The sequence below is a fragment of the Rothia nasimurium genome (assembly GCF_035916755.1).
Classification (GTDB): Bacteria; Actinomycetota; Actinomycetes; order Actinomycetales; family Micrococcaceae; genus Rothia.
The window spans coordinates 259,431-284,582 of sequence record NZ_JAYWIX010000002.1; the positions used below are offsets into that span (position 1 = coordinate 259,431).

21 protein-coding genes are annotated in these 25,152 nt (G+C 59.1%); 20 read left to right on the forward strand and 1 reads right to left on the reverse strand.

The features are described 5' to 3' along the window. Positions 1-8 precede the first annotated feature (8 nt). The 4 genes from gcvT to VSX42_RS03000 all read left to right on the forward strand — a co-directional run bounded on the left by gcvT (position 9) and on the right by VSX42_RS03000 (position 10,503). Complete coding sequence (gene gcvT, locus VSX42_RS02985; protein ID WP_326502896.1) at positions 9-1,127, forward strand: glycine cleavage system aminomethyltransferase GcvT; 1,119 nt, start codon at positions 9-11, stop codon at positions 1,125-1,127. Between the two features lie 128 nt (positions 1,128-1,255). Next, positions 1,256-2,773, forward strand: coding sequence for an L-serine ammonia-lyase (locus tag VSX42_RS02990; protein WP_326502897.1), 1,518 nt, complete (start codon positions 1,256-1,258; stop codon positions 2,771-2,773). A gap of 282 nt (positions 2,774-3,055) precedes the next feature. Next, positions 3,056-6,556, forward strand: coding sequence for a DNA-directed RNA polymerase subunit beta (gene rpoB / locus VSX42_RS02995; RefSeq protein WP_326502898.1), 3,501 nt, complete (start codon positions 3,056-3,058; stop codon positions 6,554-6,556). A 56-nt stretch (positions 6,557-6,612) separates the two neighbouring features. Then, on the forward strand, positions 6,613-10,503 hold the full coding sequence (locus VSX42_RS03000) for a DNA-directed RNA polymerase subunit beta' (protein ID WP_326502899.1): 3,891 nt from the start codon (positions 6,613-6,615) through the stop codon (positions 10,501-10,503). Between the two features lie 98 nt (positions 10,504-10,601). On the opposite strand, the gene VSX42_RS03005 is transcribed toward VSX42_RS03000, so the two are convergent. After that, positions 10,602-11,507, reverse strand: coding sequence for a shikimate dehydrogenase (locus VSX42_RS03005; protein WP_326502900.1), 906 nt, complete (start codon positions 11,505-11,507; stop codon positions 10,602-10,604). A 157-nt stretch (positions 11,508-11,664) separates the two neighbouring features. Here VSX42_RS03005 and VSX42_RS03010 point away from each other — a divergent pair, with 157 nt between their 5' ends. The 16 genes from VSX42_RS03010 (at position 11,665) to rpsQ (ending at position 24,957) form a co-directional block, all read left to right on the forward strand. Continuing rightward, positions 11,665-13,755, forward strand: coding sequence for a neutral/alkaline non-lysosomal ceramidase N-terminal domain-containing protein (locus tag VSX42_RS03010; RefSeq protein ID WP_326502901.1), 2,091 nt, complete (start codon positions 11,665-11,667; stop codon positions 13,753-13,755). A 440-nt stretch (positions 13,756-14,195) separates the two neighbouring features. Continuing rightward, positions 14,196-14,570, forward strand: coding sequence for a 30S ribosomal protein S12 (gene rpsL / locus VSX42_RS03015; RefSeq protein WP_083090707.1), 375 nt, complete (start codon positions 14,196-14,198; stop codon positions 14,568-14,570). Further along, entirely contained in the window at positions 14,570-15,040 is a 471-nt protein-coding gene (rpsG, locus tag VSX42_RS03020; protein ID WP_135012878.1) for a 30S ribosomal protein S7, read from the forward strand. Before rpsL ends, rpsG begins: the two co-directional genes overlap by 1 nt. Before the next feature lie 74 nt (positions 15,041-15,114). Then, positions 15,115-17,229 (forward strand): elongation factor G, encoded by a 2,115-nt coding sequence (gene fusA, locus VSX42_RS03025; protein ID WP_326502902.1) that lies wholly within the window; start codon positions 15,115-15,117, stop codon positions 17,227-17,229. A 195-nt stretch (positions 17,230-17,424) separates the two neighbouring features. Beyond that, entirely contained in the window at positions 17,425-18,615 is a 1,191-nt protein-coding gene (gene tuf / locus VSX42_RS03030; RefSeq protein ID WP_135012881.1) for an elongation factor Tu, read from the forward strand. A 1,091-nt stretch (positions 18,616-19,706) separates the two neighbouring features. Then, positions 19,707-20,015, forward strand: a complete 309-nt coding sequence (rpsJ, locus tag VSX42_RS03035) for a 30S ribosomal protein S10 (protein WP_068169589.1) — start codon at positions 19,707-19,709, stop codon at positions 20,013-20,015. Positions 20,016-20,029: 14 nt separating this feature from the next. After that, positions 20,030-20,686 (forward strand): 50S ribosomal protein L3, encoded by a 657-nt coding sequence (rplC, locus tag VSX42_RS03040; protein ID WP_326502903.1) that lies wholly within the window; start codon positions 20,030-20,032, stop codon positions 20,684-20,686. A 6-nt stretch (positions 20,687-20,692) separates the two neighbouring features. Then, the gene (rplD, locus tag VSX42_RS03045; RefSeq protein WP_326502904.1) at positions 20,693-21,316 is read left to right on the forward strand and encodes a 50S ribosomal protein L4; all 624 of its coding nucleotides are present in this window, start codon (positions 20,693-20,695) and stop codon (positions 21,314-21,316) included. After that, the gene (rplW, locus tag VSX42_RS03050) at positions 21,316-21,627 is read left to right on the forward strand and encodes a 50S ribosomal protein L23 (RefSeq protein ID WP_135012887.1); all 312 of its coding nucleotides are present in this window, start codon (positions 21,316-21,318) and stop codon (positions 21,625-21,627) included. The genes rplD and rplW overlap by 1 nt, the downstream gene beginning before the upstream one ends. Before the next feature lie 39 nt (positions 21,628-21,666). Further along, positions 21,667-22,503: a 50S ribosomal protein L2 gene (rplB, locus tag VSX42_RS03055; RefSeq protein WP_135012888.1), complete on the forward strand. Its 837-nt coding sequence runs from the start codon at positions 21,667-21,669 to the stop codon at positions 22,501-22,503. A 12-nt stretch (positions 22,504-22,515) separates the two neighbouring features. Further along, positions 22,516-22,797, forward strand: a complete 282-nt coding sequence (gene rpsS / locus VSX42_RS03060) for a 30S ribosomal protein S19 (protein ID WP_083090719.1) — start codon at positions 22,516-22,518, stop codon at positions 22,795-22,797. A 65-nt stretch (positions 22,798-22,862) separates the two neighbouring features. Next, the gene (gene rplV / locus VSX42_RS03065; protein WP_083090720.1) at positions 22,863-23,228 is read left to right on the forward strand and encodes a 50S ribosomal protein L22; all 366 of its coding nucleotides are present in this window, start codon (positions 22,863-22,865) and stop codon (positions 23,226-23,228) included. Continuing rightward, entirely contained in the window at positions 23,229-24,026 is a 798-nt protein-coding gene (gene rpsC, locus VSX42_RS03070; protein WP_185174281.1) for a 30S ribosomal protein S3, read from the forward strand. Beyond that, complete coding sequence (gene rplP / locus VSX42_RS03075; protein WP_135012890.1) at positions 24,027-24,443, forward strand: 50S ribosomal protein L16; 417 nt, start codon at positions 24,027-24,029, stop codon at positions 24,441-24,443. A 2-nt stretch (positions 24,444-24,445) separates the two neighbouring features. Next, positions 24,446-24,679 (forward strand): 50S ribosomal protein L29, encoded by a 234-nt coding sequence (gene rpmC / locus VSX42_RS03080; protein WP_083090723.1) that lies wholly within the window; start codon positions 24,446-24,448, stop codon positions 24,677-24,679. A gap of 5 nt (positions 24,680-24,684) precedes the next feature. Next, positions 24,685-24,957, forward strand: a complete 273-nt coding sequence (rpsQ, locus tag VSX42_RS03085; protein WP_326502905.1) for a 30S ribosomal protein S17 — start codon at positions 24,685-24,687, stop codon at positions 24,955-24,957. Positions 24,958-25,152: the final 195 nt, after the last annotated feature.

Consider the following 25,152-nt stretch of genomic DNA (forward strand, 5'->3'; position numbering starts at 1 on the left):
TAACCCCTATGTCACCCCAGAAAACTGCCCTCTACCAGGTCCACGCAGACCTGGGCGCCGCCTTCACCGACTTCGGCGGCTGGGACATGCCCCTCAAGTACACTAACGACGTTGAAGAGCACAAGGCTGTGCGCTCAGCTGCCGGTCTCTTCGACCTCTCCCACATGGGCGAATTCCGCGTCACCGGCCCCGACGCCGGTGCCTTCCTGGACTACGCCCTGCTCTCCAACATGTCGATTCTCAAGGTGGGCAAGGCCAAGTACTCCCTGCTTCTGGCTGAGGACGGCGGCGTCATCGACGACCTGATTACCTACCGCCTGGGCGAAGAAGAGTTCCTGGTCATTCCCAACGCCGCTAACGTGGCAGCCGACTACGAGGCCATGAGCGCCCGTACCTCAGGCTTCGACGTGCAGCTGGTGAACGAGACCGACCAGACCTCCCTGGTTGCGGTTCAGGGCCCTACCTCAGAGGCCATCCTGCTCGACATGGACCCCTCCGACGCCGAGACCATCACCTCCATGGGCTACTACGCAGCTGCCCCCATCCGCTTCGGCGATATTGAGGCCCTGCTGGCTCGCACCGGCTACACCGGTGAGGACGGCTTCGAAATCTATGTCGCTAACGAGGACGCCGCCAAGCTCTGGGCTCTGGCCGCCGAGCGCGGCGAGAAGCACGGGGCTATTCCCGCAGGCCTCGCAGCCCGTGACTCCCTGCGCCTTGAAGCCGGTATGCCCCTCTACGGCCACGAACTGGGGCGCGACATTACCCCCTTCGAGTCGGGCATGGGCAAGCTGGTTGAGATCGCCCTGACCAAGAAGTCCGCCAACTTCGTGGGTAAGGACGCCCTGGTCCAGCTCTCTGAGCAGACCCCGGCTCGTTCCCTGGTCGGCCTCAAGGCCCAGGGCAAGCGCCCCGGCCGGGCGGGCTCCAAGCTGGTAGACGAGAATGGCACCGAGATCGGTGAGATTACTTCGGGTATTCCTTCACCCACCCTGGGCTACCCCGTTGCTATGGCTCTACTGGCCACCGAGCACGCTACCGCAGGTGCGACCGTCAACGTCGATATCCGTGGTAAGGTTGCTCCCTTCGACATCGTCGAGCTGCCTTTCTACAAGCGCGAGAAATAAGCCGCTTAGCGCGCCCCTTTTTAGAACCCTGTGCTACCGTTACCCCGCCACGATCGGTCGGAAGCCGGTTGGTAGCACAGGGTTCTTTCTGACCTAGGACCCCTTGACACCCCGAAGGAATATCACCTATGGACCTCAACGACGCCCCCGACTACCTTTCTGATCCGCCCCATTCAGAAGCGCAGACCAAAGCAGAAGCCCTGGACTATGACATCTCTGTCTTCGAGATGTTCTCCATCGGTATTGGCCCCTCCAGCTCCCATACCGTGGGCCCGATGCGAGCCACCAATCGGTTCATCGCCGAACTGATTGACGTAGGCACACTCAAGGACGTCACCCGGGTCCATATCGACCTCTACGGCTCTCTAGCAGCCACCGGCGCCGGGCACGGTACCATGAGCGCAGCCATTAAGGGGCTGGCAGGCTTCGTGCCCGAAACCATCGATATCGCCGCGGCCGAGGCCCTCATGGACCGCAACCAGGTAGACGGCACCCTGCCCCTGGCAGGCTACCCCTCAGCTGCCTTTGAGTCCGGCGCCCCCGGCCCCGAGGCAACCAAAGTGAGCGGGCCCGTCCTTTCCTACAAGGAAGCCGATATCACCCTGCGTCCGCTCACGGTGCTGCCCCGCCACACCAACGGTATTAAGGTCACCGCCTACGCGGGGGAGAGCGTGCTGCTGGAGCGCACCTACTTCTCTATCGGTGGCGGTTTCATCGTTGAAGAACACGAAGAATCTTCAGGCTCCACCGGGCTCTCCAGGGCTCCCTACCCCTTTGGGTCGGGCGAAGAGCTGCTGGACATGGCCAACAGCGCGGGGCTTTCCATCGCCCAGCTCAAGATGGAAAACGAAAAGACCGAACGCAGCGAGAGCGAAGTGCGCGCCGGAATCCTGCATATTCGGCAGGTCATGAAGGAATGTATTGGCTCCTCCCTGGAACGCATGGGCTACCTGCCCGGCCCCCTCAAGGTACGCTGCCGCGCTGGCCAGTGGCACCGCGACCTGCTGGCAGAAGACCCCAAGAAGTCCCCCGAGTTTGCTATCGACTGGGTTAACCTGATCGCCCTAGCCGTTAACGAAGAAAACGCCTTTGGCGGGCGTATCGTCACCGCCCCGACCAATGGGGCATCCGGCATTATCCCGGCCGTGCTGCACTACGCCCTCAACTACGTGCCCTCAGTGCGCCACCGCGGCCAAAAGGTCATTGATGACGCCGTGGTTGACTTCTTCCTAGCTGCCGCCTCCATCGGAGCCCTCTACAAGAAGCGGGCCTCCATCTCTGGTGCTGAGGTGGGCTGCCAGGGTGAGGTGGGCACCGCCTCGTCCATGGCGGCAGCCGGTCTTGCCCAGGTTATGGGCGGTACCAACGAGCAGGTAGAAAACGCCGCCGAAATCGCCATGGAGCACAACCTTGGCCTAACCTGCGACCCCGTCGGTGGGCTGGTACAAATTCCCTGCATTGAGCGCAACGCTATGGCAGCTTCCAACGCCGTTACCGCCGCCAAGATGGCCCTGCGCGGGGACGGCCAACACCGCGTTTCTCTGGATCAGGTCATCGAAACCATGCGCCAGACCGGCGAAGATATGTCGCACCGCTACAAGGAAACCTCTATGGGTGGTCTGGCCGTCAACGTGGTGGAGTGCTAGCCGGAGTTTGCAAAAGTCGCAGGGATTGGGTATAGACAGCGCAAATGTTTTGCTGTAGCATGATTATTTGCGCTTCCCTAATCTTCTGTGCCTTCATATAGCGGTGGGCAGGTTGTAACAGGTTTTAAGTACGCCCCAGTACCCCGAACATCAATCTAGCCACTATCCCAGCACGGCACAGGTGCTATGACAGGCTAGTTTGCCTTTTCAACGGGTCCTTGAGTGTACCGCCCCTGGTGGGGGAGCGGGTACGAACAGACATGTCTGTGGAAGGATCCAATCTTGGTCGCCTCGAGCACCTCTCATACTGAAGCCGCTAACGGCGTAGGTTCGCAGCGCCGAATCTCATTCGCAAAAATTGCTGAGCCCCTGCAGGTTCCCAACCTGCTCGCGCTCCAGCTCGACAGCTTTGATCAGCTCGTCGGTAACGAACGCTGGGCAGCTAAAGCAGCTGTAGCAGCAGAAACCGGCGATACCTCCGTCAGCCAGACCTCAGGTCTTGCCGACATCTTCGAAGAAATCTCCCCGATCGAAGATTTCCAGGGCACCATGTCCCTGTCCTTCTCCGATCCCGAATTCGCCGACCCCAAGTACACCATGGAAGAGTGCAAGGATCGCGACGCGACCTACGCAGCTCCCCTGTACGTCAAGGCCGAATTCATGAACAACAACACGGGCGAAATCAAGCAGCAGACCGTGTTCATGGGTGACTTCCCCCTGATGACCGAATCCGGCACCTTCGTCATCAACGGCTCCGAGCGCGTCGTTGTTTCCCAGCTGGTTCGTTCACCCGGCGCCTACTTCGAAAAGACCGCCGACCGCACCTCCGATAAGGACATCTACACCGCGAAGATCATCCCTTCCCGCGGTGCCTGGTTCGAACTCGAAATCGACAAGCGCGACCAGGTCGGCGTCCGTCTGGACCGCCGCCGCAAGCAGTCTGTCACCACCCTGCTCAAGGCCCTGGGCTGGAGCGAAGCCAAGATTCTGGCTGAATTCGGTGAATTCGACTCCATCCGCGCCACCCTCGAGAAGGACACCGTCCAGACTCGTGAAGAGGCCCTGCTTGACATCTACCGCAAGCTACGCCCGGGCGAACCCCCCACGGTTGACGCTGCCCAGAACCTGCTGGACAACATGTACTTCACCCCCCGCCGCTACGACCTGGCAAAGGTCGGCCGCTATAAGGTGAACCGTAAGCTGGGTATCGACACCCCCGTCAACGACCCCTCAGCTTCTGTACTGTCCCAGGACGACATCGCAGCGATGATCCGTTACCTGGTTACCCTGCACGCAGGTGGCACCAGCATCAAGGGCGTCCGTGACGGCCAGGAAGTTGACATCCGCGTTGACGTTGACGACATCGACCACTTCGGCAACCGCCGCATCCGCGCCGTGGGCGAACTGATCGAAAACCAGATTCGCACCGGTCTGTCCCGTATGGAGCGCGTTGTCCGCGAGCGTATGACCACCCAGGACGTCGAGGCTATCACCCCTCAGACCCTGATCAACATCCGCCCGGTCGTTGCCTCCATCAAGGAATTCTTCGGCACCTCCCAGCTCTCCCAGTTCATGGACCAGAACAACCCGCTGGCTGGTCTGACCCACAAGCGTCGTCTCAACGCGCTGGGCCCCGGCGGTCTCTCCCGTGACCGCGCAGGCATGGAAGTGCGAGACGTGCACCCCTCCCACTACGGCCGTATGTGCCCCATCGAAACCCCTGAAGGCCCCAACATCGGTCTGATCGGCTCGCTGGCAACCTACGCCCGCATCAACCCCTTCGGTTTCATCGAGACCCCCTACCGTATCGTCAAGAACGGCAAGGTCACCGACGAGGTCAAGTACCTCACCGCCGATGACGAAAAAGGCAACACCATCGCTCAGGCCAACGCGCCCCTGAACGCAGACATGACCTTCGCTGAAGAGCAGGTTCTCTGCCGTGCAGGCGACGGCTCAGGCGAAGCAGTGCTGGTAGACGCCGGTGAAATTGAGTTCATGGACGTCTCCCCCCGCCAGATGGTGTCTGTGGCAACCGCCCTGATTCCCTACCTGGAACACGACGACGCTAACCGAGCACTGATGGGTGCTAACATGCAGCGTCAGGCTGTGCCCCTGCTCGAATCAGAGGCACCCGTCGTTGGTACCGGTATGGAACGCTACGCGGCTCTTGACTCCGGTGACTCCGTTGTCGCTAAGAAGGCCGGTGTGGTCTCCGAGGTCTCCGCTGACCTGGTTGTCGTCCGCAACGACGATGGCACCGCTACCTCCTACCCCATCCTCAAGTTCCAGCGCTCCAACCCCGGTAACTGCTACAACCACCGCGTTGTTGTTAAGGTGGGCGACCGCGTTGAAGAGCGCAGCCTGATTGCTGACGGCCCCTCAACCGACAAGGGCGAACTGGCACTCGGTAAGAACCTGCTCGTGGCCTACATGTCATGGGAAGGCTTCAACTTCGAGGACGGCATCATCCTGTCCCAGCGCATGATCTCCGACGACGTGCTCACCTCAATCCACATTGAAGAGCACGAAATCGACGCCCGCGACACCAAGCTGGGCGCCGAAGAGATCACCCGCGACATCCCCAACGTCTCCGAAGAGGTGCTCTCAGCCCTCGACGAGCGCGGCATCATCCACATCGGTGCCGAGGTTGAGGCCGGCGACATCCTGGTCGGTAAGGTCACCCCCAAGGGCGAAACCGAACTGACCCCCGAAGAGCGCCTGCTGCGCGCCATCTTCGGTGAGAAGTCCCGCGAAGTCCGTGACACCTCACTCAAGGTTCCCCACGGCGAGTCCGGTACCGTTATCGGCGTCCGCATCTTCGACCGCGAAAACGACGACGAAGACCTGCCCAGCGGCGTCAACCAGCTGGTCCGCGTCTACGTTGCCCAGAAGCGCAAGATCACCGTCGGCGATAAGCTGGCAGGCCGCCACGGTAACAAGGGTGTTATTACCAAGATCCTCCCCATCGAGGACATGCCCTTCATGGAAGACGGCACACCCGTCGACATCATCCTCAACCCGCTGGGCGTTCCCGGTCGTATGAACATCGGTCAGGTACTCGAAGTTCACACCGGCTGGCTGGCCAAGCAGGGCTGGAAGATCGAGGGCAACCCCGCCTGGCTCGACAAGCTCCACAACTTCCCCAAGGAAACCGGCCCCACCAACGTCGCAACCCCCGTGTTCGACGGTGCCGGTGAAGAGGAACTGTTCGAGCTGCTGGACCACGCTAACCCCAACCGCGACGGCGACCGCCTGATCAACCGCTCAGGTAAGGCCCGCCTGCTCGATGGCCGCTCCGGCGAGCCCTTCCCCGAGCCGGTATCCGTTGGCTACCAGTACATCCTGAAGCTGCACCACCTTGTCGACGACAAGATCCACGCACGCTCCACCGGCCCCTACTCCATGATCACCCAGCAGCCCCTGGGCGGTAAGGCCCAGTTCGGTGGCCAGCGCTTCGGTGAAATGGAAGTGTGGGCACTGGAAGCATACGGTGCCGCCTACACCCTGCAGGAAATCCTAACCGTCAAGTCTGACGACGTTCACGGCCGCGTGAAGGTCTACGAAGCCATCGTTAAGGGCGAGAACATCCCCGAACCCGGTGTGCCCGAGTCCTTCAAGGTCTTGATCAAGGAAATGCAGTCCCTCTGCCTGAACGTTGAGGTCCTCTCAACCGACGGTAAGACCATCGAAATGCGCGATGTAGAAGACGAAGGCTTCCGAGCAGCAGATGACCTGGGCATTGACCTGTCCCACGCAGAGCCCAGCTCTGTCGAAGAGGTCTAAACCCTCCCATCTGTTCGAACAAGACTTCAAAACACTAGGAAAGAGATAAGGACCAAATGTCCAACGAATCTTCACTTGGTTTGATGCGTATTGGCCTGGCGACCTCCCAGAACATCCTGGACTGGTCGTACGGCGAGGTTAAGAAGCCCGAAACCATCAACTACCGAACCCTGAAGCCCGAGAAGGAAGGCCTCTTCGACGAGCGCATCTTCGGCCCTACCCGCGACTGGGAATGCTACTGCGGTAAGTACAAGCGCGTACGCTTCAAGGGCATCATCTGTGAGCGCTGTGGCGTAGAGGTAACCCGTGCCAAGGTGCGCCGCGAGCGCATGGGCCACATCGAGCTGGCAGCTCCCGTGACCCACATCTGGTACTTCAAGGGCGTGCCCTCACGTCTGGGCTACCTGCTTGACCTGGCTCCCAAGGACCTGGAAAAGATCATCTACTTCGCCGCCTACATGATTACCCATGTGGACGAAGAAGCCCGCCACGAGGACCTGCCCAACCTGCAGGCCGCCCACGACCGCGACAAGAAGGTCCTGCAAGACCAGCTCGCAGCCGACATCAACCTGATCGCCCGCGAAACCGAAGAGGAACTCGCCAAGATCGAGGCTGACGGTGGCAAGGCTGCCGAAAAGCGCAAGCTGCGTGACGCAGCCGAGCGCCAGATGGCGTCCGTCCGCAAGAACGCAGAACGCGAAATCGAGCAGCTCGACCGCATCTGGGACCGCTTCAAGAACCTCAAGGTCGCTGACCTTGAAGGCGACGAAGCCCTCTACCGCGGCATGGTCGACAAGTACGGCATGTACTTCGAAGGCTCCATGGGTGCAGAAGCTATCAAGAAGCGTCTTGAGAACTTCGACATGGAAGCTGAAGCAGAGGCCCTCAAGGACATCATCCAGACCGGCAAGGGCCAGAAGAAGACCCGCGCCCTCAAGCGTCTGAAGGTTGTCAACGCCTTCCTGACCACCGACAACTCACCGCTCGGTATGGTACTGGACTACGTTCCCGTCATCCCGCCGGAACTGCGCCCCATGGTGCAGCTCGACGGTGGCCGCTTCGCGACCTCCGACCTGAACGACCTCTACCGTCGCGTCATCAACCGCAACAACCGCCTCAAGCGTCTGCTGGAACTCGGTGCCCCCGAGATCATCGTGAACAACGAAAAGCGCATGCTGCAGGAAGCTGTTGACTCCCTCTTCGACAACGGCCGTCGCGGCCGCCCCGTCACCGGCCCCGGTAACCGCCCCCTGAAGTCACTCTCTGACATGCTCAAGGGTAAGCAGGGCCGCTTCCGCCAGAACCTGCTCGGTAAGCGCGTTGACTACTCGGGTCGTTCCGTTATCGTCGGTGGCCCCACCCTGCAGATGCACCAGTGTGGTCTGCCCAAGCAGATGGCTCTGGAGCTCTTCAAGCCCTTCGTCATGAAGCGACTGGTTGACCTCAACCACGCCCAGAACATCAAGTCTGCAAAGCGCATGGTCGAGCGTTTCCGCCCCCAGGTGTGGGACGTTCTCGAAGAGATCATCACCGAGCACCCCGTGCTGCTGAACCGCGCACCCACCCTGCACCGCCTGGGTATTCAGGCCTTCGAACCCCAGCTGGTCGAAGGTAAGGCTATCCAGCTGCACCCCCTGGTCTGTTCAGCATTCAACGCTGACTTCGACGGCGACCAGATGGCAGTCCACCTGCCCCTGTCACCCGAGGCTCAGGCCGAGGCCCGCATCCTCATGCTGTCCTCCAACAACATCCTGAAGCCCTCAGACGGCCGCCCCGTTGCGGTCCCTGACCAGGACATGATCATCGGTCTCTTCCACCTGACCACCGCCCGTGACGGTGAGAAGAACGAAGGCCGCCTGTTCTCGTCCTACGCAGAAGCCATTATGGCTATGGACCGCCACGAGATTGAGCTCTACACCAAGGTCAAGATCGTGCTGGACGACTTCGTACCCTACGAGGGCTGGGAAGCCCCCGAAGGCTACGAGCCCGGTCAGCCCGTCCTGGTAGAAACCACCGTCGGTCAGGTTATCTTCAACGAGACCCTGCCCGCCGACTACCCCTGGTACACCGGCGTTGCCGACAAGAAGTCCCTGGGTGCCCTCATCAATGACCTTGCTGAGAAGTACCCCATGCACGTGGTAGCCAAGACCCTTGACGCGCTCAAGAACACCGGCTTCTACTACGCTTCACGCTCAGGTGTGACCGTTGCGGTTTCCGATATCGCAGCGCCCCCCACCAAGCCCGCCATTATGGAAGGCTACGAGGAGCAGGCAGCCAACATCGAATCCCAGTTCGCCATGGGTCTGATCGACGACGTCGAACGCCGTACCGAACTGATCGATATTTGGACCAAGGCAACCGACGAGGTCGCCGAGGCCATGAAGGAAAACCTGGCTGAGAAGAATACCACCATTAACCGCATGGTCACCTCGGGTGCACGCGGTAACTGGATGCAGGTTCGTCAGATTGCAGGTATCCGTGGTCTGGTGTCTAACACCAAGGGTGAGATTATGCCCCGCCCGATTAAGTCTTCCTACCGTGAAGGCCTGTCGGTTCTGGAGTACTTCATCGCAACCCACGGTGCTCGTAAGGGTCTGGCAGATACCGCGCTGCGTACCGCAAACTCCGGTTACCTGACCCGTCGTCTGGTCGACGTTTCTCAGGACGTCATCGTGCGCGAGCACGACTGTGGCACCCGCCGCGGCCTGACCCTGCCCCTGATCGAGAAGGACGCCGCTGGCAACGTCTCCCTGCACGAGAACGTCGAGTCTTCAATCCACGGCCGCGCCCTGGCTGTTGATGTTGTGGCTGAAGACGGCACCGTACTGGCTGCTGCTGGCGCTGACGTCTCAGATATCGTCATTGACGACCTGTTCAAGGCCGGTATCGAAGAGGTTCGCGTCCGCTCCGTCCTGACCTGTGAGTCAGCAGTTGGTGTTTGTGCCCTCTGCTACGGCCGTTCCATGGCCTCTGGCAACCTGGTCGACATCGGTGAGGCCGTCGGTATTATCGCGGCTCAGTCCATTGGTGAGCCCGGTACCCAGCTGACCATGCGTACCTTCCACACCGGTGGTGTCGCATCGGCTGACGATATTACCCAGGGTCTGCCCCGTATTCAGGAGCTCTTCGAGGCCCGCACCCCCAAGGGTGTTGCCCCGATTTCTGAGGTCACCGGTCGCGTCACCATCGAGGACACCGACAAGTCCCTCAAGGTTGTTGTCACCCCCGATAACGGCGATGACCCGGTTGCTTACCCCGTGCTGCGTCGTGCCCGCCTGGAAGTTGCCGAAGGTGACCACATCACCGTCGGTACCCAGCTGGTTGCCGGTGCTGTTGACCCCAAGGAGATCCTGCGTATTCGTGGTCCCCGTGAGGCTCAGAAGCACCTGGTGGACGAGGTCCAGGGCGTCTACCGCTCCCAGGGTGTAGGCATCCACGACAAGCACGTTGAGGTTATCGTCCGCCAGATGCTGCGCCGTATCACCGTCATCGACTCCGGTGAGACCAACCTGCTCCCCGGTGAGCTGGTTGAGAACATCGCCTTCCAGAACGCCAACCGTGCGGCTCTGGCTGAGGGGAAGCGCCCTGCCTCAGGTCGCCCCGAGATGATGGGTATTACCAAGGCGTCACTGGCTACCGAGTCCTGGCTGTCTGCTGCGTCCTTCCAGGAAACCACTCGCGTCCTTACCCAGGCTGCGATGGAAGGTAAGGAAGACCCGCTGGTCGGCCTCAAGGAAAACGTCATCATCGGTAAGCTCATCCCCGCCGGTACTGGCCTTGCCATGTACAACGACATCGAGGTTGAGCCCACCGACGAGGCTCGCGAGGCTCTGTTTGCTCAGACCGCAACTCCCTACAATGATTTCAGCTACGCCGAGACCAACGAGGGTGCTATCAGCCCCGAGTTCCAGGCTATTCCGCTGGATGACTACGAGTTCGGTAAGTAAACCGGCTGCCATTTCCCTGGCATAGGTAAGGCCCTTCCCCGCGTATCTGCGGGGGAGGGCCTTCCTCGTATGTGGGTTCCGGGCCTGTGCCGTGTTGCCTAGGTGAGCTGGTTGCCCTGGGCTTTGAGAAGCTGTTCGAAGTGGGTTAGGAGTTCTGCTCGGTTGGGGCTGAGGCCGGTGATGAGCTCGAAGGCGTCGGCTGCCTGGCCGACCGCCATGAGCCCGCCGGGGAGTACTCGGCAGCCTATAGAACGAGCCTTCTGTATGAGCGGGGTGTTTTGGGGCAGGTAGATGACGTCAAAGACCCAGAGGCCCGAGTGGAGGTAGTCCAGGGGTAGGGGAGTGCCGGGGTGGTGGTGCATACCGATGGGCGTGGCGTTGACTAGGCCGGTTGAGGTGGCAAGGGCTTTGGCAAGCTCGGCTTCGGCGACGGCGCGGACGGTTGCGCCCGGGTAGAGTGTGGCCAGCTGCTGGGCTTTAGCGGAGGACCTTTCAATATCGACATCAAATAGATTGAGCGTTCTAGTTCCTAAACTGAGCAGGGCATCTGCGGTGGCAGAGCCCGCCCCGCCGATACCCAGCTGGGTGACGGTTGCCAAATCCTCAGGAGCCGGGGCCAGCCCCTGGGTTAGGGCAGAAGCAAAGCCACTCACGTCGGTATTGTGCCCGATGAGCTTACCTTCCCGCGCTACCACCGTATTGACAGCCCCTAGCCGGGCTGCGGCGTCCGACACCTCATCCAGGTGCTCCAGAACGGCCTGCTTATAGGGGAAGGTGATATTGAAAGCGTTAAAACCAAAATCAAAGCCCCATCGCAGCAGATCTCCCACGGGCAGCACACCGGCTGCTCGCGCCCCAGGCCCCAGAGCATCAAGATCAACGGGGCGGTAGAGATAGCGTACACCTGCCCGGTCTGCTGCGAACTCGTGCAGGGGCGGAGTAAGAGAGGCCGTGATACCGCTACCTAGCAGGCCGACCAGGTAAGACTCGTTGGGGGTGCTCACTCGTGCTGTCCTTTGTGTGGGGTTAAAGTTCTTCCGTTGTACCACGAATGAAGGGACAAAACACAGCTAGCTAGAAGAGCCTCCGGTCGATAGGCTTATGTGAGCACACACGGGCGGGTATAAACCCGCCTATCTTTTCGCACATCTTGAGGGTTGAATGAAACTATCACGACATGTAGGGGTCAAGCTCGGCGTCTTTGGGGCTGCCCTATCGTTAGCGGCTGGAGCCTATCTGATCCCGTCCCAGGCCGACGTTGAGCTGACACCGGCGGGCGTCAACGCCCAGAATCTGGCCCAGCTGGTGAACTCCACCCAGCCCACCGCTGCTAACCCCTACCTGGTAGGGGCGGGCGTTGCCGATATCACCGGTGAGGTCGCCGAGGTAGCCTTCGTGGGCTACGGTACCGATGCCCAGAAGGGCTCGGGTATTCATACCCGCCAGTACGCCCGCGCCTTCGTGGTCATTGACCCTGCTAGCGGCTCCCGCAACCTGATTGTGGTACTCGATGCTCTGAGCGCCTGGAATAGCATTCGCGCTGAACTGGTGAACCGTATTCAGGCCGAACTCGGCCCCGAGTTCACCGAAGCGAACATTATGATTACAGCCTCCCACAGCCACGCTACCCCCGGCGGCGTGAGCAAGGACGTGCTCTACAACCTGGCAACCCTGGGCTTCAACGAACCCACCTTCAACAACCAGGTCAATGGGTCTATGCAGGCTATCCGCGAGGCCCTGGCCGACCTGGCCCCCGGCAACGTGACGGTCTCCAGCAGCCAGCTCACCGGTGTGGGCGTCAACCGCTCGGCGGTAGCCCTGGAGCAAGACCCGGCCAACCTCACCGACGAACTCATCAACGGGGTAGACCCCACCAGCACCACCTTCCGTTTTGAGCACGACGGGGTGACCCGCGCCGTCCTGAACTGGTTCGCTATTCACCCCACTTCTCTGACCAACCAGAACACCCTGGTCTCCTCAGACAACAAGGGTTATGCCCAGTACCTGCTCGAAACCGTAGACCACGGGGTCAACCTGAACGCGGGCGCTGAAGATGACGCTTTCATCGCGGCCTTTGCTAACAGCAACACCGGTGACGTCTCGCCCAACACCATGCTGCAGCCGGGTATGGGCCCCACCAACGACATGTTCACCAACCTTGAGATTCAGGGAACCAAGCAGGCGGACGCCGTCCGCACCCAGCTAGCAAGCGCAGGTACTCCAGTGGGGCAGGGCCTGGACTCCCGCATCACCTACGTGGACTTCTCCAAGGTGCAGGTGGACGCCCGGTGGACGGGCACCGGCTACGCGGGCTCTACCTGTAATGCCTCGCTGGGTGCCCCCTTTGCCGCCGGTAGCGTGGAGGATGGCCCCGGTGCAGCCGGCTTCAATGAGGGAGTTAACGCCAATAAGGTCTGGAGCGACTTCAACTGGCTGGCCTACAGCTCGTCCGCTGATCTAACCGCCTGCCAGTACCCCAAGGCCAACCTGCTAGCCGTCCACGAGAAAGTGCAGCAGAAGCTACCCGTGCAGGTGATGCGCTTTGGCAACTACTACCTACTGGGTATGCCCGGTGAACACAACGGGGCCGTGGGCGTACAGTACCGCCAGGATATGGCAGCCCTGCTGGGCGTTGACGAGTCGCAGATTATCGTGCAGGGCTACACCAACGCCTACAGCCACTATGTGACGACTCCGCAGGAATACGTTTCGCAGCAGTACGAGGGTGGGGCCACCGTATTCGGTATCAATACCATGGGGGCCTTCCGCCAGACCCTCAATACCGTTGCGACCTCTCTGCGAGACGGCACCGAGCTGCCCCTGGGTGATAAGCCGACTGTACGCACCCCCATGAAGAGCGCTGTGGGCAAGGTCTGGTACGACCTGCCCGGCGCTGGCCACTACTACGGTAAGGTGCTCACCCAGCCCGCCAACACGGCCCGGGGTGCAACCGTCAGCGCCCTCTTTGTGGGAGCCCACCCCAACAATGACCAGCAGCTGAACTCCAGCTACCTTGAAGTTCAGCGTCTAGAGGGTAACCAGTGGGTGACCGTCGCCGGTGATAACGACCCGGCCACCCGCTTCCGCTGGAAGCGGCACCTGGCAGCCCAGTCCCGCGTAACCATCGAATGGCAGATCCCTGCCGATGCGGTTCCCGGTACCTACCGAATCCTTTACCACGGGGATTCCAAGAACGGGGTCGGCACCATCACCCCCTTCACCGGAGCAACCCAGAACTTCACCGTCAGCTAAGCGCGTAGGTTCTTTCAGGATGCGGACGCAGCCCCCTCCCCGGGTAGGGGAGGGGCCTGCGTCCTTGCTCTTTAAAAGCCTTAAGTGCCTGACATCACTCCGATTAAAGGGCTTAAAGCTGCCCCCAGAGCATACAGGGGGTAGATTAAGCCTTTCTAACCAGCTAGAGTAGTGCCTGGAGTACTTAGCAGTAGTATCTACTGCCCGCACAGACACGTTCTGAGCAGTACATAAGAACCAATGGCAGAATGGACACCGTCCTTTGGCCTTGTTCGCCCGGGCCCCGGCCCGAACAGCGATCTTGAGGCCTAAATGCCATTTTTTGTTGTGTCTGGGCTCCTGCTAAGTCATAAAGATTTTCTTTTGCGCTTATCCCAAGTGACAGAAGGCAAGTAAACCGGTAGCCCCTAACGGGGCCGCCGATACCAAACGGAGAACAAGTGCCTACAATTCAGCAGTTGGTCCGTAAGGGCCGTGCACCCAAGGTCGTAAAGACCAAGGCGCCCGCACTTAAGGGCAACCCCATGAAGCGTGGCGTATGCACCCGTGTATACACCACCACCCCGAAGAAGCCGAACTCAGCACTGCGTAAGGTCGCACGTGTTAAGCTCAACGGCGGCGTCGAGGTTACCGCATACATCCCCGGTGAGGGCCACAACCTTCAGGAACACTCCATCGTGCTCGTTCGCGGTGGTCGTGTGAAGGACCTCCCCGGTGTTCGTTACAAGATTGTACGTGGCGCACTGGATACCCAGGGCGTTAAGGGCCGCGGTCAGGCTCGTTCACGCTACGGCGCAAAGAAGGAGAAGAAGTAATGCCTCGTAAGGGTCCCGCTCCTAAGCGTCCCCTCGTAAACGATCCTGTTTACGGCTCACCGCTGGTTACCCAGCTCATCAACAAGGTTCTGCTGGACGGCAAGAAGTCAACCGCTGAGCGCATCGTCTACGGTGCACTCGAAGGCGTTGCTCAGAAGACCGGTGCAGACCCCGTAGTAACCCTCAAGAAGGCAATGGACAACGTCAAGCCTTCACTCGAGGTCCGCTCACGCCGCGTCGGCGGCGCGACCTACCAGGTCCCCGTCGAGGTTCGTGCAGGCCGCGCAACCGCTCTGGCTCTGCGCTGGCTCGTTGGCTTCTCAAAGCTCCGCCGCGAGAAGACCATGACCGAGCGTCTCATGAACGAGATCCTGGATGCGTCCAACGGTCTCGGTGCCGCTGTGAAGCGTCGCGAAGACACTCACAAGATGGCCGAGTCCAACAAGGCCTTCGCACACTACCGCTGGTAATTTCTTCGTAGCCTGCCGTTATTACACAAGTACATAGCGGCAGGCTTTCGGAGTTTCTCACAAGGGAGAACAAAGTGGCACTAGACGTGCTTACCGACCTGAATAAGGTCCGCAACATCGGTATTATGGCGCACATCGACGCCGGTAAGACCACCACCACCGAACGCATCCTCTTCTACACCGGTATCAACCACAAGATCGGTGAGACCCACGACGGTGCTTCAACCATGGACTGGATGGCTCAGGAACAGGAACGCGGTATCACCATTACCTCCGCGGCAACCACCTGCTTCTGGAAGAACAACCAGATCAACATCATCGACACCCCCGGCCACGTTGACTTCACCGTTGAAGTTGAGCGTTCACTGCGCGTCCTCGACGGCGCTGTTGCAGTGTTCGACGGCAAGGAAGGCGTTGAGCCCCAGTCTGAAACCGTTTGGCGCCAGGCTGACAAGTACGAAGTTCCCCGTATCTGCTTCGTCAACAAGATGGACAAGCTGGGTGCAGACTTCTACTTCACCGTAGACACCATCGTCAAGCGTCTCGGCGCTAAGCCCCTCGTTATGCAGCTGCCCATCGGCGCTGAAAACGACTTCATCGGCGTCGTTGACCTGCTCACCATGCAGGCCTACGTCTGGCCCGGCGATGCCAAGGGTGACGTTACCATGGGTGCTTCCTACGAAATCCAGGAAATCCCCGCTGACCTGCAGGAAAAGGCAGAGCAGTACCGTGCCGAGCTCGTTGAAAACGTTGCTGAAGCTTCCGAAGAACTCATGGAAAAGTACCTCGAAGAGGGCGAACTGACCATCGAGGAAATTAAGGCAGGCGTCCGCGCCCTGACCGTTGCTAACGAAGCCTACCCCGTCTTCTGTGGCTCAGCATTCAAGAACCGTGGCGTACAGCCCATGCTCGACGCAGTTCTCGACTACCTGCCCTCACCGCTGGACGTCCCCGCGATGATCGGCCACCTGCCCTCAGACGAAGAGGTCGAAGTAACCCGCAACCCCTCAGCTGACGAGCCCTTCGCAGCTCTGGCCTTCAAGGTTGCAGCTCACCCCTTCTACGGCCAGCTGACCTACATCCGCGTTTACTCCGGTAAGGCAGAACAGGGCCAGCAGGTTCTGAACGCCACCAAGGGTAAGAAGGAACGTATCGGCAAGCTCTTCCAGATGCACTCCAACAAGGAGAACCCTGTTGAAGAGATCCAGGCAGGTCACATCTACGCAGCAATCGGTCTGAAGGACACCACCACCGGTGACACCCTCTGCGACGTTGCTAACCCCGTAGTTCTGGAATCCATGACCTTCCCCGCTCCCGTGATCTTCGTGGCTATCGAGCCCAAGACCAAGGGTGACCAGGAGAAGATGTCAACCGCTATCCAGAAGCTGTCTGCTGAAGACCCCACCTTCACCGTTTCACTCAACGAAGAAACCGGCCAGACCGAAATCGGCGGCATGGGCGAGCTCCACCTCGACATCATCGTTGACCGTATGAAGCGCGAATTCAAGGTTGAGGCTAACGTTGGTAAGCCCCAGGTTGCTTACCGCGAAACCATCACCAAGAAGGTCGAGAAGGTCGACTACACCCACAAGAAGCAGACCGGTGGTTCCGGTCAGTTCGCGAAGGTTCAGGTCTCCTTCGAACCCATCGCCCTCGATGCTGAAGAGCTCTACGAGTTCGACAACGTCGTTACCGGTGGTCGTGTTCCCCGCGAATACATCCCCTCCGTTGACGCCGGTATCCAGGACGCAATGCAGCTCGGTATCCTCGCTGGCTACCCCGTTGTTGGTGTCAAGGCAACCCTGATCGACGGTGCTTACCACGATGTTGACTCGTCAGAAATGGCGTTCAAGATTGCTGGCTCAATGGTATTCAAGGAAGGTGCCCGCCGCGCCGCTCCCGTCCTGCTGGAGCCCCTGATGGCTGTTGAAGTACGTACCCCCGAGGACTACATGGGCGACGTTATCGGCGACCTGAACTCACGTCGTGGTCAGATCCAGTCCATGGAAGATGCAGCAGGCGTCAAGATCGTTCACGCTCTTGTTCCGCTGTCAGAAATGTTCGGTTACATCGGTGACCTCCGTTCAAAGACCCAGGGTCGTGCAGTCTTCTCCATGGAGTTCGACAGCTACGCCGAGGTTCCCAAGAACGTTGCTGATGAAATCATTCAGAAGAGCCGCGGCGAGTAATACTTGCCCGGGTGTGGCTCACCCCCGTGTGAGCCGCACCGCTTTTCAAAAAAACCTAGTAAATGAACCCGCATTCGGGTTTCGCCCCACCGGCCTTATCCGCTATTGTGGTAGCTAGACCGCCTTTTACGGCGGAGTGCGCCGGTGTGAAACCCGAGTGCAGGTTCTCAAATCTTCTCTATAGGAGGAATACTCTTGGCTAAGGCTAAGTTCGAGCGCTCCAAGCCTCACGTAAACGTCGGTACCATCGGTCACGTTGACCACGGTAAGACCACCCTGACCGCTGCAATCTCCAAGGTTCTGGCTGACAAGTTCCCCGACCTGAACGAGCAGCGCGACTTCGGTATGATCGACTCCGCTCCTGAAGAGCGCCAGCGCGGTATTACCATCAACATTGCTCACATCGAGTACCAGACCGAGAAGCGTCACTACGCACACGTTGACGCCCCCGGTCACGCTGACTACGTCAAGAACATGATCACCGGTGCTGCTCAGATGGACGGCGCAATCCTCGTTGTTGCTGCCACCGACGGCCCCATGGCTCAGACCCGCGAGCACGTTCTGCTGGCTCGCCAGGTTGGCGTTCCCACCCTGCTCGTTGCTCTGAACAAGTCAGACATGGTTGAGGACGAGGAACTGCTCGACCTCGTTGAAATGGAAGTTCGCGAACTGCTCTCCTCACAGGAGTTCGACGGTGACAACGCTCCCGTTGTTCGCGTTTCCGCTCTGAAGGCTCTCGAAGGCGATCCTGAGTGGGTTGCTAAGGTTGAAGAGCTCATGGACGAGGTTGACAACTACATTCCCGACCCCGTTCGTGAGAAGGACAAGCCCTTCCTCATGCCCATCGAAGACGTCTTCACCATCACCGGTCGCGGTACCGTTGTTACTGGTCGCGCCGAGCGCGGTACCCTGAAGATCAACTCCGAAGTTGAGATCGTTGGTATCCGCCCCATCCAGAAGACCACCGTTACCGGTATCGAGATGTTCCACAAGCAGCTCGACGAAGCATGGGCAGGCGAGAACTGTGGTCTGCTGCTTCGCGGTCTGAAGCGCGACGACGTAGAGCGTGGTCAGGTTGTTGTTGAGCCCGGCTCAATCACCCCCCACACCCAGTTCGAGGCTAACGTCTACATCCTCTCCAAGGATGAAGGCGGCCGCCACAACCCCTTCTACTCGAACTACCGCCCCCAGTTCTACTTCCGCACCACCGACGTTACCGGTGTTATCACCCTTCCCGAGGGCACCGAAATGGTTATGCCCGGCGACAACACTGAGATGACCGTTGAGCTCATCCAGGAAATCGCAATGGAAGAGGGCCTCGGCTTCGCAATCCGCGAAGGTGGCCGCACCGTTGGTTCAGGTCGCGTTACCAAGATCATCAAGTAAGTTTCTTACTTCCCGATCTGAACTCCTGCTAGCGCCCAGCTAGTGGAGGGCGATAGAGGGCTGGCCCCCGCAGAGCAATCTGCGGGGGCCAGCCCCTTTTTGTTTCTTGATGAGCCCCCTGATGAGCAGCGTGTCTATTGATGCTTAGCCCAGGGGATAAGCGGGGTCTCACGATTACCCTGGCTTTGAGGCTGGACGTGGTTCTGAGGCTGGCTCTGGACTTGAGGCTGTATTGCAGCTTCTGCTGCCCGAGCAAGGAGCCGTCCCAGGATAGTAATTACTAGAATATTTGCCGTAATCCAAATGAAAACAGCGACGTTGCTGAGGCTAGTGCCCCCCCACAGCAGGGGGGGGGGGGGCAGTAAGGACGCCAGCCGCAGCTTGGGAACCCAACGAAAGGTACCCAGCCCCGCTGTATAGAAGAGTGTGGAAAGAGCAGACAGTAAAAAGGCCTGTTGCGGCGCTGTGGCTAGAGAGGTGGTCAGCAGCCCGGCAGCACTGATAATTAGAAGACTGCCTAGGTATAGACCGATATTGAGCAGGATATTCTCAGTAGAGCGTCGGTGAGGTAGGGGGTCGGAAATCTGGGTGTGTGCTCATAGTTTTATCCTAGTGAGGGCGCGCACTATTGCTCGGTATATGACAGGCTTCTTCCCTCTTCTATGCAGTGCGCGGACGCCTGTGATTGAGTAGAAGAGGAAAGGAAATGCGGGCTGAATGTGGGACTGGGCACTTCATACAGAAAAACCTTGCGGGGAAGTCTGGACTCTGGCAAGATAGATAACGTTGTTCAAGCGCTTACCACATGAAAGTAGCTCTGATTCCTTCTCGAATCGGGTGAAGGTAAGCCCAAATATGACCCAATCGATCAGTTCGAGGGAAAAGTGCGCTCCTTTTTGCCCTGGCAAAAAAGCGACACGCCCGAGTTCGGGGGTCGGTGCCTCGGTAGGGTGAGGAACCCGGCAGATGTCGGATTCAGCCTACGCAGAGGTGGCGCGAAAGAGACGAAGAATCATCTCTTTACCTCAAGCGCCAGATAAAGGAGCAACCGCTCCGTTACAGGGAAGTAGACAAGAAAGAGAGTCCGACAGATGGCGGGACAGAAAATCCGCATCCGTCTGAAGTCATACGACCACGAGGTCATTGATTCTTCAGCTCGGAAAATCGTTGAGACAGTTACGCGTGCAGGCGCGACGGTAGTAGGCCCCGTGCCGCTGCCCACCGAAAAGAACGTTTACTGTGTTATCCGTTCGCCTCACAAGTACAAGGACAGCCGCGAGCACTTCGAAATGCGCACGCACAAGCGTCTGATCGACGTCGTTGATCCGACCCCCAAGGCTGTTGATGCCCTCATGCGTCTTGACCTTCCGGCAGACGTAAACATCGAAATCAAGCTGTAGAGGATCGCATCTAAATGACTAACAAGTTCGAGCGCCAGGTTAAGGGCCTGCTGGGCACCAAGCTTGGCATGACCCAGGTCTGGGACGAAAACGGCAAGTTCGTGCCCGTTACTGTCGTCAAGGCCGATTCCAACGTTATTACCCAGCTGCGCAACACTGAGACCGATGGCTACGAAGCTATCCAGATCGGTTTCGGTGCAATCGAAGCTCGCAAGGTAACCAAGCCCCTCGCTGGTCACTTCGAGAAGGCAGGCGTAACTCCTCGCCGTCACCTCGTTGAACTGCGTACCTCAGACGCCGCTGAATACTCACTCGGTCAGGAACTGACCGTTGAGCTCTTCGAAGCAGGCCAGAAGGTCGACGTAGTTGGCAAGACCAAGGGTAAGGGCTTCGCCGGTGTTATGAAGCGTCACGGCTTCGCAGGTGTAGGTGCATCACACGGTGCTCACAAGAACCACCGTAAGCCCGGCTCAATCGGTGGCGCATCATACCCCGCACGCGTTTTCAAGGGTATGCGCATGGCAGGCCGTATGGGCGCTGCACGCCACACCACCATGAACCTCACTATTCAGGGTGTAGACGCCGAAAACAACGTTCTTCTGATCAAGGGTGCTATCCCCGGTCCTAAGGGCGGCGTTGTTCTGGTTCGCACCGCTGTGAAGGGAGCCTAACAAACCATGGCTGTCAAGACCGTAAAGGTAGACCTGCCCGCTGACATCTTCGACGCTCAGGCCTCTATTCCCCTGCTTCACCAGGTAGTAGTAGCCCAGCTCGCAGCAGCACGCCAGGGTACCCACAAGACCAAGAACCGCGGCGAAGTTTCCGGCGCAGGTCGCAAGCCTTTCAAGCAGAAGGGCACCGGCCGCGCACGTCAGGGCTCAATCCGTGCGCCCCACATGACCGGTGGTGGCATCGTACACGGCCCGACCCCGCGTAGCTACGCACAGCGTACCCCCAAGAAGATGATTGCAGCTGCACTGCGCGGCGCTCTCTCAGATCGCGCTCGTCACGACCGCGTTCACGTTGTCGAAACCCTGGTAGAAGGCACCAAGCCCTCCACCAAGGCAGCTAAGGCAGCAATCGCAGAGATCACCAGCCGCAAGAACGCACTGGTTGTCATCGACCGCAAGGACAACCTGGTAGCACTGTCAGCACGCAACCTTGAGAACGTTCACGTTATCTACGCAGATCAGCTGAACACCTACGATGTTCTGATCTCAGACGACGTCATCTTCACCAAGGATGCCTACGACGTATTCGTCGCAGTTGCTTCCAAGGCTAAGAAAGAGGCTGCTAAGTAATGTCTGTTACCACCTCAACTTTCAAGGATCCCCGCGACGTGATTATCGCTCCCGTCGTGTCGGAAAAGAGCTACGGTCAGCTCGACGAAGGTAAGTACACCTTCCTCGTAGACCCCCGCTCCAACAAGCTGGAAATCAAGCAGGCCATCGAGACCATCTTCGATGTCAAGGTTGCTTCCATCAACACCGCTAACCGTCAGGGCAAGCGCAAGCGCACCCGTTTCGGTTGGGGTGCTCGTAAGAACACCAAGCGTGCGATTGTAACCCTCAAGGAAGGTTCAATCGACCTCTTCGGCGGTCCGGCTGCATAAGCACCGGAGACCACTTTAGCGAAGGAAAGAAATATCTAAATGGGTATTCGTAAGCACAAGCCGACGACCCCGGGTCGCCGTGGCTCGAGCGTCTCAGATTTCGCAGAAATCACCCGCTCAACCCCGGAAAAGTCCCTGGTTCGTCCGCTCCCCAAGAAGGGCGGCCGTAACAACACCGGTCGCATCACTACCCGTCACAAGGGTGGTGGCCACAAGCGCCAGTACCGTCTGATCGACTTCCGTCGTCACGACAAGGACGGCGTCGACGCACGCGTTGCACACATCGAGTACGATCCCAACCGTACCGCCCGCATCGCTCTGCTCCACTACGTTGATGGCACCAAGCGTTACATCATCGCTCCCAACAAGCTTGCTCAGGGCGACATCGTAGAGTCAGGCCCCTCTGCCGACATCAAGCCCGGCAACAACCTGCCCCTGCGCAACATCCCCGTTGGTACCGTGATCCATGCTGTTGAGCTCCGCCCCGGTGGCGGCGCCAAGATGGGCCGCTCCGCTGGCGCATCTATCCAGCTGGTCGCTAAGGAAGGCAAGTACGCCCAGCTGCGTCTGCCCTCCGGCGAAATCCGCAACGTGGACGTCCGCTGCCGCGCAACCGTCGGTTCCGTCGGTAACGCTGAGCAGTCCAACATCAACTGGGGTAAGGCCGGCCGTAACCGCTGGAAGGGCATCCGCCCGACCGTCCGCGGTGTCGTCATGAACCCCGTTGACCACCCCCACGGTGGTGGTGAAGGTAAGACCTCAGGTGGCCGTCACCCTGTTAACCCCAACGGTAAGCCCGAGGGTCGTACCCGTCGCCCCAACAAGGAAAGCGACAAGCTCATTGTTCGTCGCCGTCGTACTGGCAAGAAGCGCTAAGGAGCCTGAAACATGCCTCGTAGTTTGAAGAAGGGCCCTTTCGTTGATCAGCACCTTTTCGTAAAGGTTGCAGCTCAGAACGAGAAGGGCACCAAGAACGTTATCAAGACTTGGTCCCGCCGCTCGATGATTATCCCCGACATGCTCGGTCACACCATCGCAGTACACGACGGACGCAAGCACGTACCCGTGTTCATCACTGAGTCCATGGTTGGTCACAAGCTCGGCGAGTTTGCGCCCACCCGTACTTTCCGTGGCCACGTTAAGGACGACCGCAAGGGTAAGCGTCGCTAAGCTACGGTTCACCCCGTACCTTAGAAACGTTTTCCTTTCGGCAATAGACGAAAGAGAGATAGGCAATGGAAGCCAAGGCAACTGCGTCTTACGTACGCGTTACGCCTATGAAGGCACGCCGCGTCATCAACCTTATCCGTGGTAAGCAGGCGGAAGAGGCTCTGGCGATTCTGAAGTTCGCTCCTCAGGGCGCTTCAGAACCGGTATACAAGATCGTTGCATCAGCTGTTGCAAACGCTCGCCAGAAGGCTGCCCAGCAGGGCGTCCCCTTCAAGGAAGAAGAGCTGTTTATCAGCGAAGCATACGCGAACGAAGGTCCCACCATGAAGCGATTCCAGCCTCGTGCCCAGGGCCGTGCGTTCCGCATCAACAAGCGCACCAGCCACATCACCGTGGTAGTCGCTACCCCGGAGAAGGAGGAGGGCCGCTAAATGGGTCAGAAAATTAACCCCAACGGTTTCCGACTTGGCATCACCACCAACCACGTCTCAAAGTGGTTCGCTGACTCCAACAAGGAAGGCGAACGCTACGCAGACTTCGTTCGTGAAGATGTAAAGATCCGTGAACTCCTGTCCAAGGGCATGGAGCGCGCAGGCATCGCCAAGGTCGAAATCGAGCGTACCCGTGACCGCGTCCGTGTGGACATCCACACCGCACGTCCCGGTATCGTTATCGGCCGCCGCGGCACCGAAGCTGACCGCATCCGCGGTGAGCTCGAGAAGCTGACCGGCAAGCAGATTCAGCTGAACATCCTCGAGGTTGCTAACCCCGATCTGTCAGCTCAGCTGGTTGCCCAGGGCATCGCAGAACAGCTCGCTTCACGCGTTGCTTTCCGCCGCGCCATGAAGAAGGCAATCCAGTCCGCACAGCGTGCAGGCGCAAAGGGTATCCGTATCCAGTGCTCCGGCCGTCTGGGTGGCGCTGAAATGTCACGTTCCGAGTTCTACCGCGAAGGCCGTGTGCCCCTGCACACCCTGCGCGCGAACATCGACTACGGTTTCTTCGAAGCAAAGACCACCTTCGGCCGCATCGGCGTAAAGGTTTGGATCTACAAGGGTGACCTCACCGACAACGAGCTTGCTGCACAGCAGGCCGCTGGTAACCGTCGTGGCAACGGCCGCGGTGGCGACCGTCGTCGCGCAGGTGGCCGTGGTCCCCGCCGTGAACGTCGTTCCGACAACGCTTCAGCACCCGCTGAGGCTAAGACTGCAGAAAACGGTGAGGCATAAATGCTAATTCCCCGTCGAGTAAAGTACCGCAAGCAGCATCACCCCAAGCGTTCAGGTATGGCTAAGGGTGGCACCGAGGTAGCGTTCGGCGAGTGGGGCATCCAGGCCCTGACTCCCGCATACGTCACCAACCGCCAGATTGAAGCTGCACGTATTGCAATGACCCGTCACATCAAGCGTGGCGGTAAGGTTTGGATCAACATTTATCCCGACCGTCCGCTGACCAAGAAGCCTGCTGAAACCCGTATGGGTTCCGGTAAGGGTTCACCCGAATGGTGGGTCGCAAACGTCAAGCCCGGTCGAGTCATGTTTGAACTCTCCGGCGTATCCGAAGAAGTGGCTCGTGAAGCTATGCGCCTCGCAATCCACAAGCTCCCGATGAAGGCACGCGTTGTGCGTCGCGAAGGTGGTGAATAGAAATGGCAGTTGGATCAAAGGATCTGAGCATCGACAAGCTGGCAGAGCTCTCCAATGAGAATCTGGTAGAGAAGCTGCGTGAGTCGAAGGAGGAGCTGTTCAACCTCCGTTTCCAGGCAGCCACCGGTCAGCTTGAAAATCCCGGTCGTATCCGCTCGGTCAAGCGCGACATTGCACGTATTTACACCGTGCTGCGTGAACGCGAGCTCGGTATTCGTCCCGCAACCGAAGGTTAAATCACATGAGTGAAGTAAAGACTGAAGAGCGCGGCTACCGCAAGACTCGCCGCGGCTACGTAGTGTCCGACAAGATGGACAAGACTGTAGTCGTTGAGGTCGAGGACCGCGTAAAGCACGCCCTGTACGGCAAGGTTATGCGCCGTAGCTCCAAGATCAAGGCACACGACGAGCAGAACACTGCTGGTGTCGGCGACCTCGTTCTCCTGGCAGAGACCCGTCCGCTCTCCGCTTCCAAGCGTTGGCGTATCGTCGAGATCATCGAAAAGGCTAAGTAAACCTTAGCTCTGATGGTTTCGCTCTGCTGAGCTAAGAAGAATCCCTCCCCGCAATTAGCGGGGAGGGATTCTTTGTTTTAAGGCCGAAGGTGGGGGAGAGTGGGGGGCACCTGATTGATAGCTTCCAATAGATTAAAGAAGTGTGACGTATTTGGGGCCCATTTGTTTGAAGTAAGGGCATTAAGAACGTAGGGT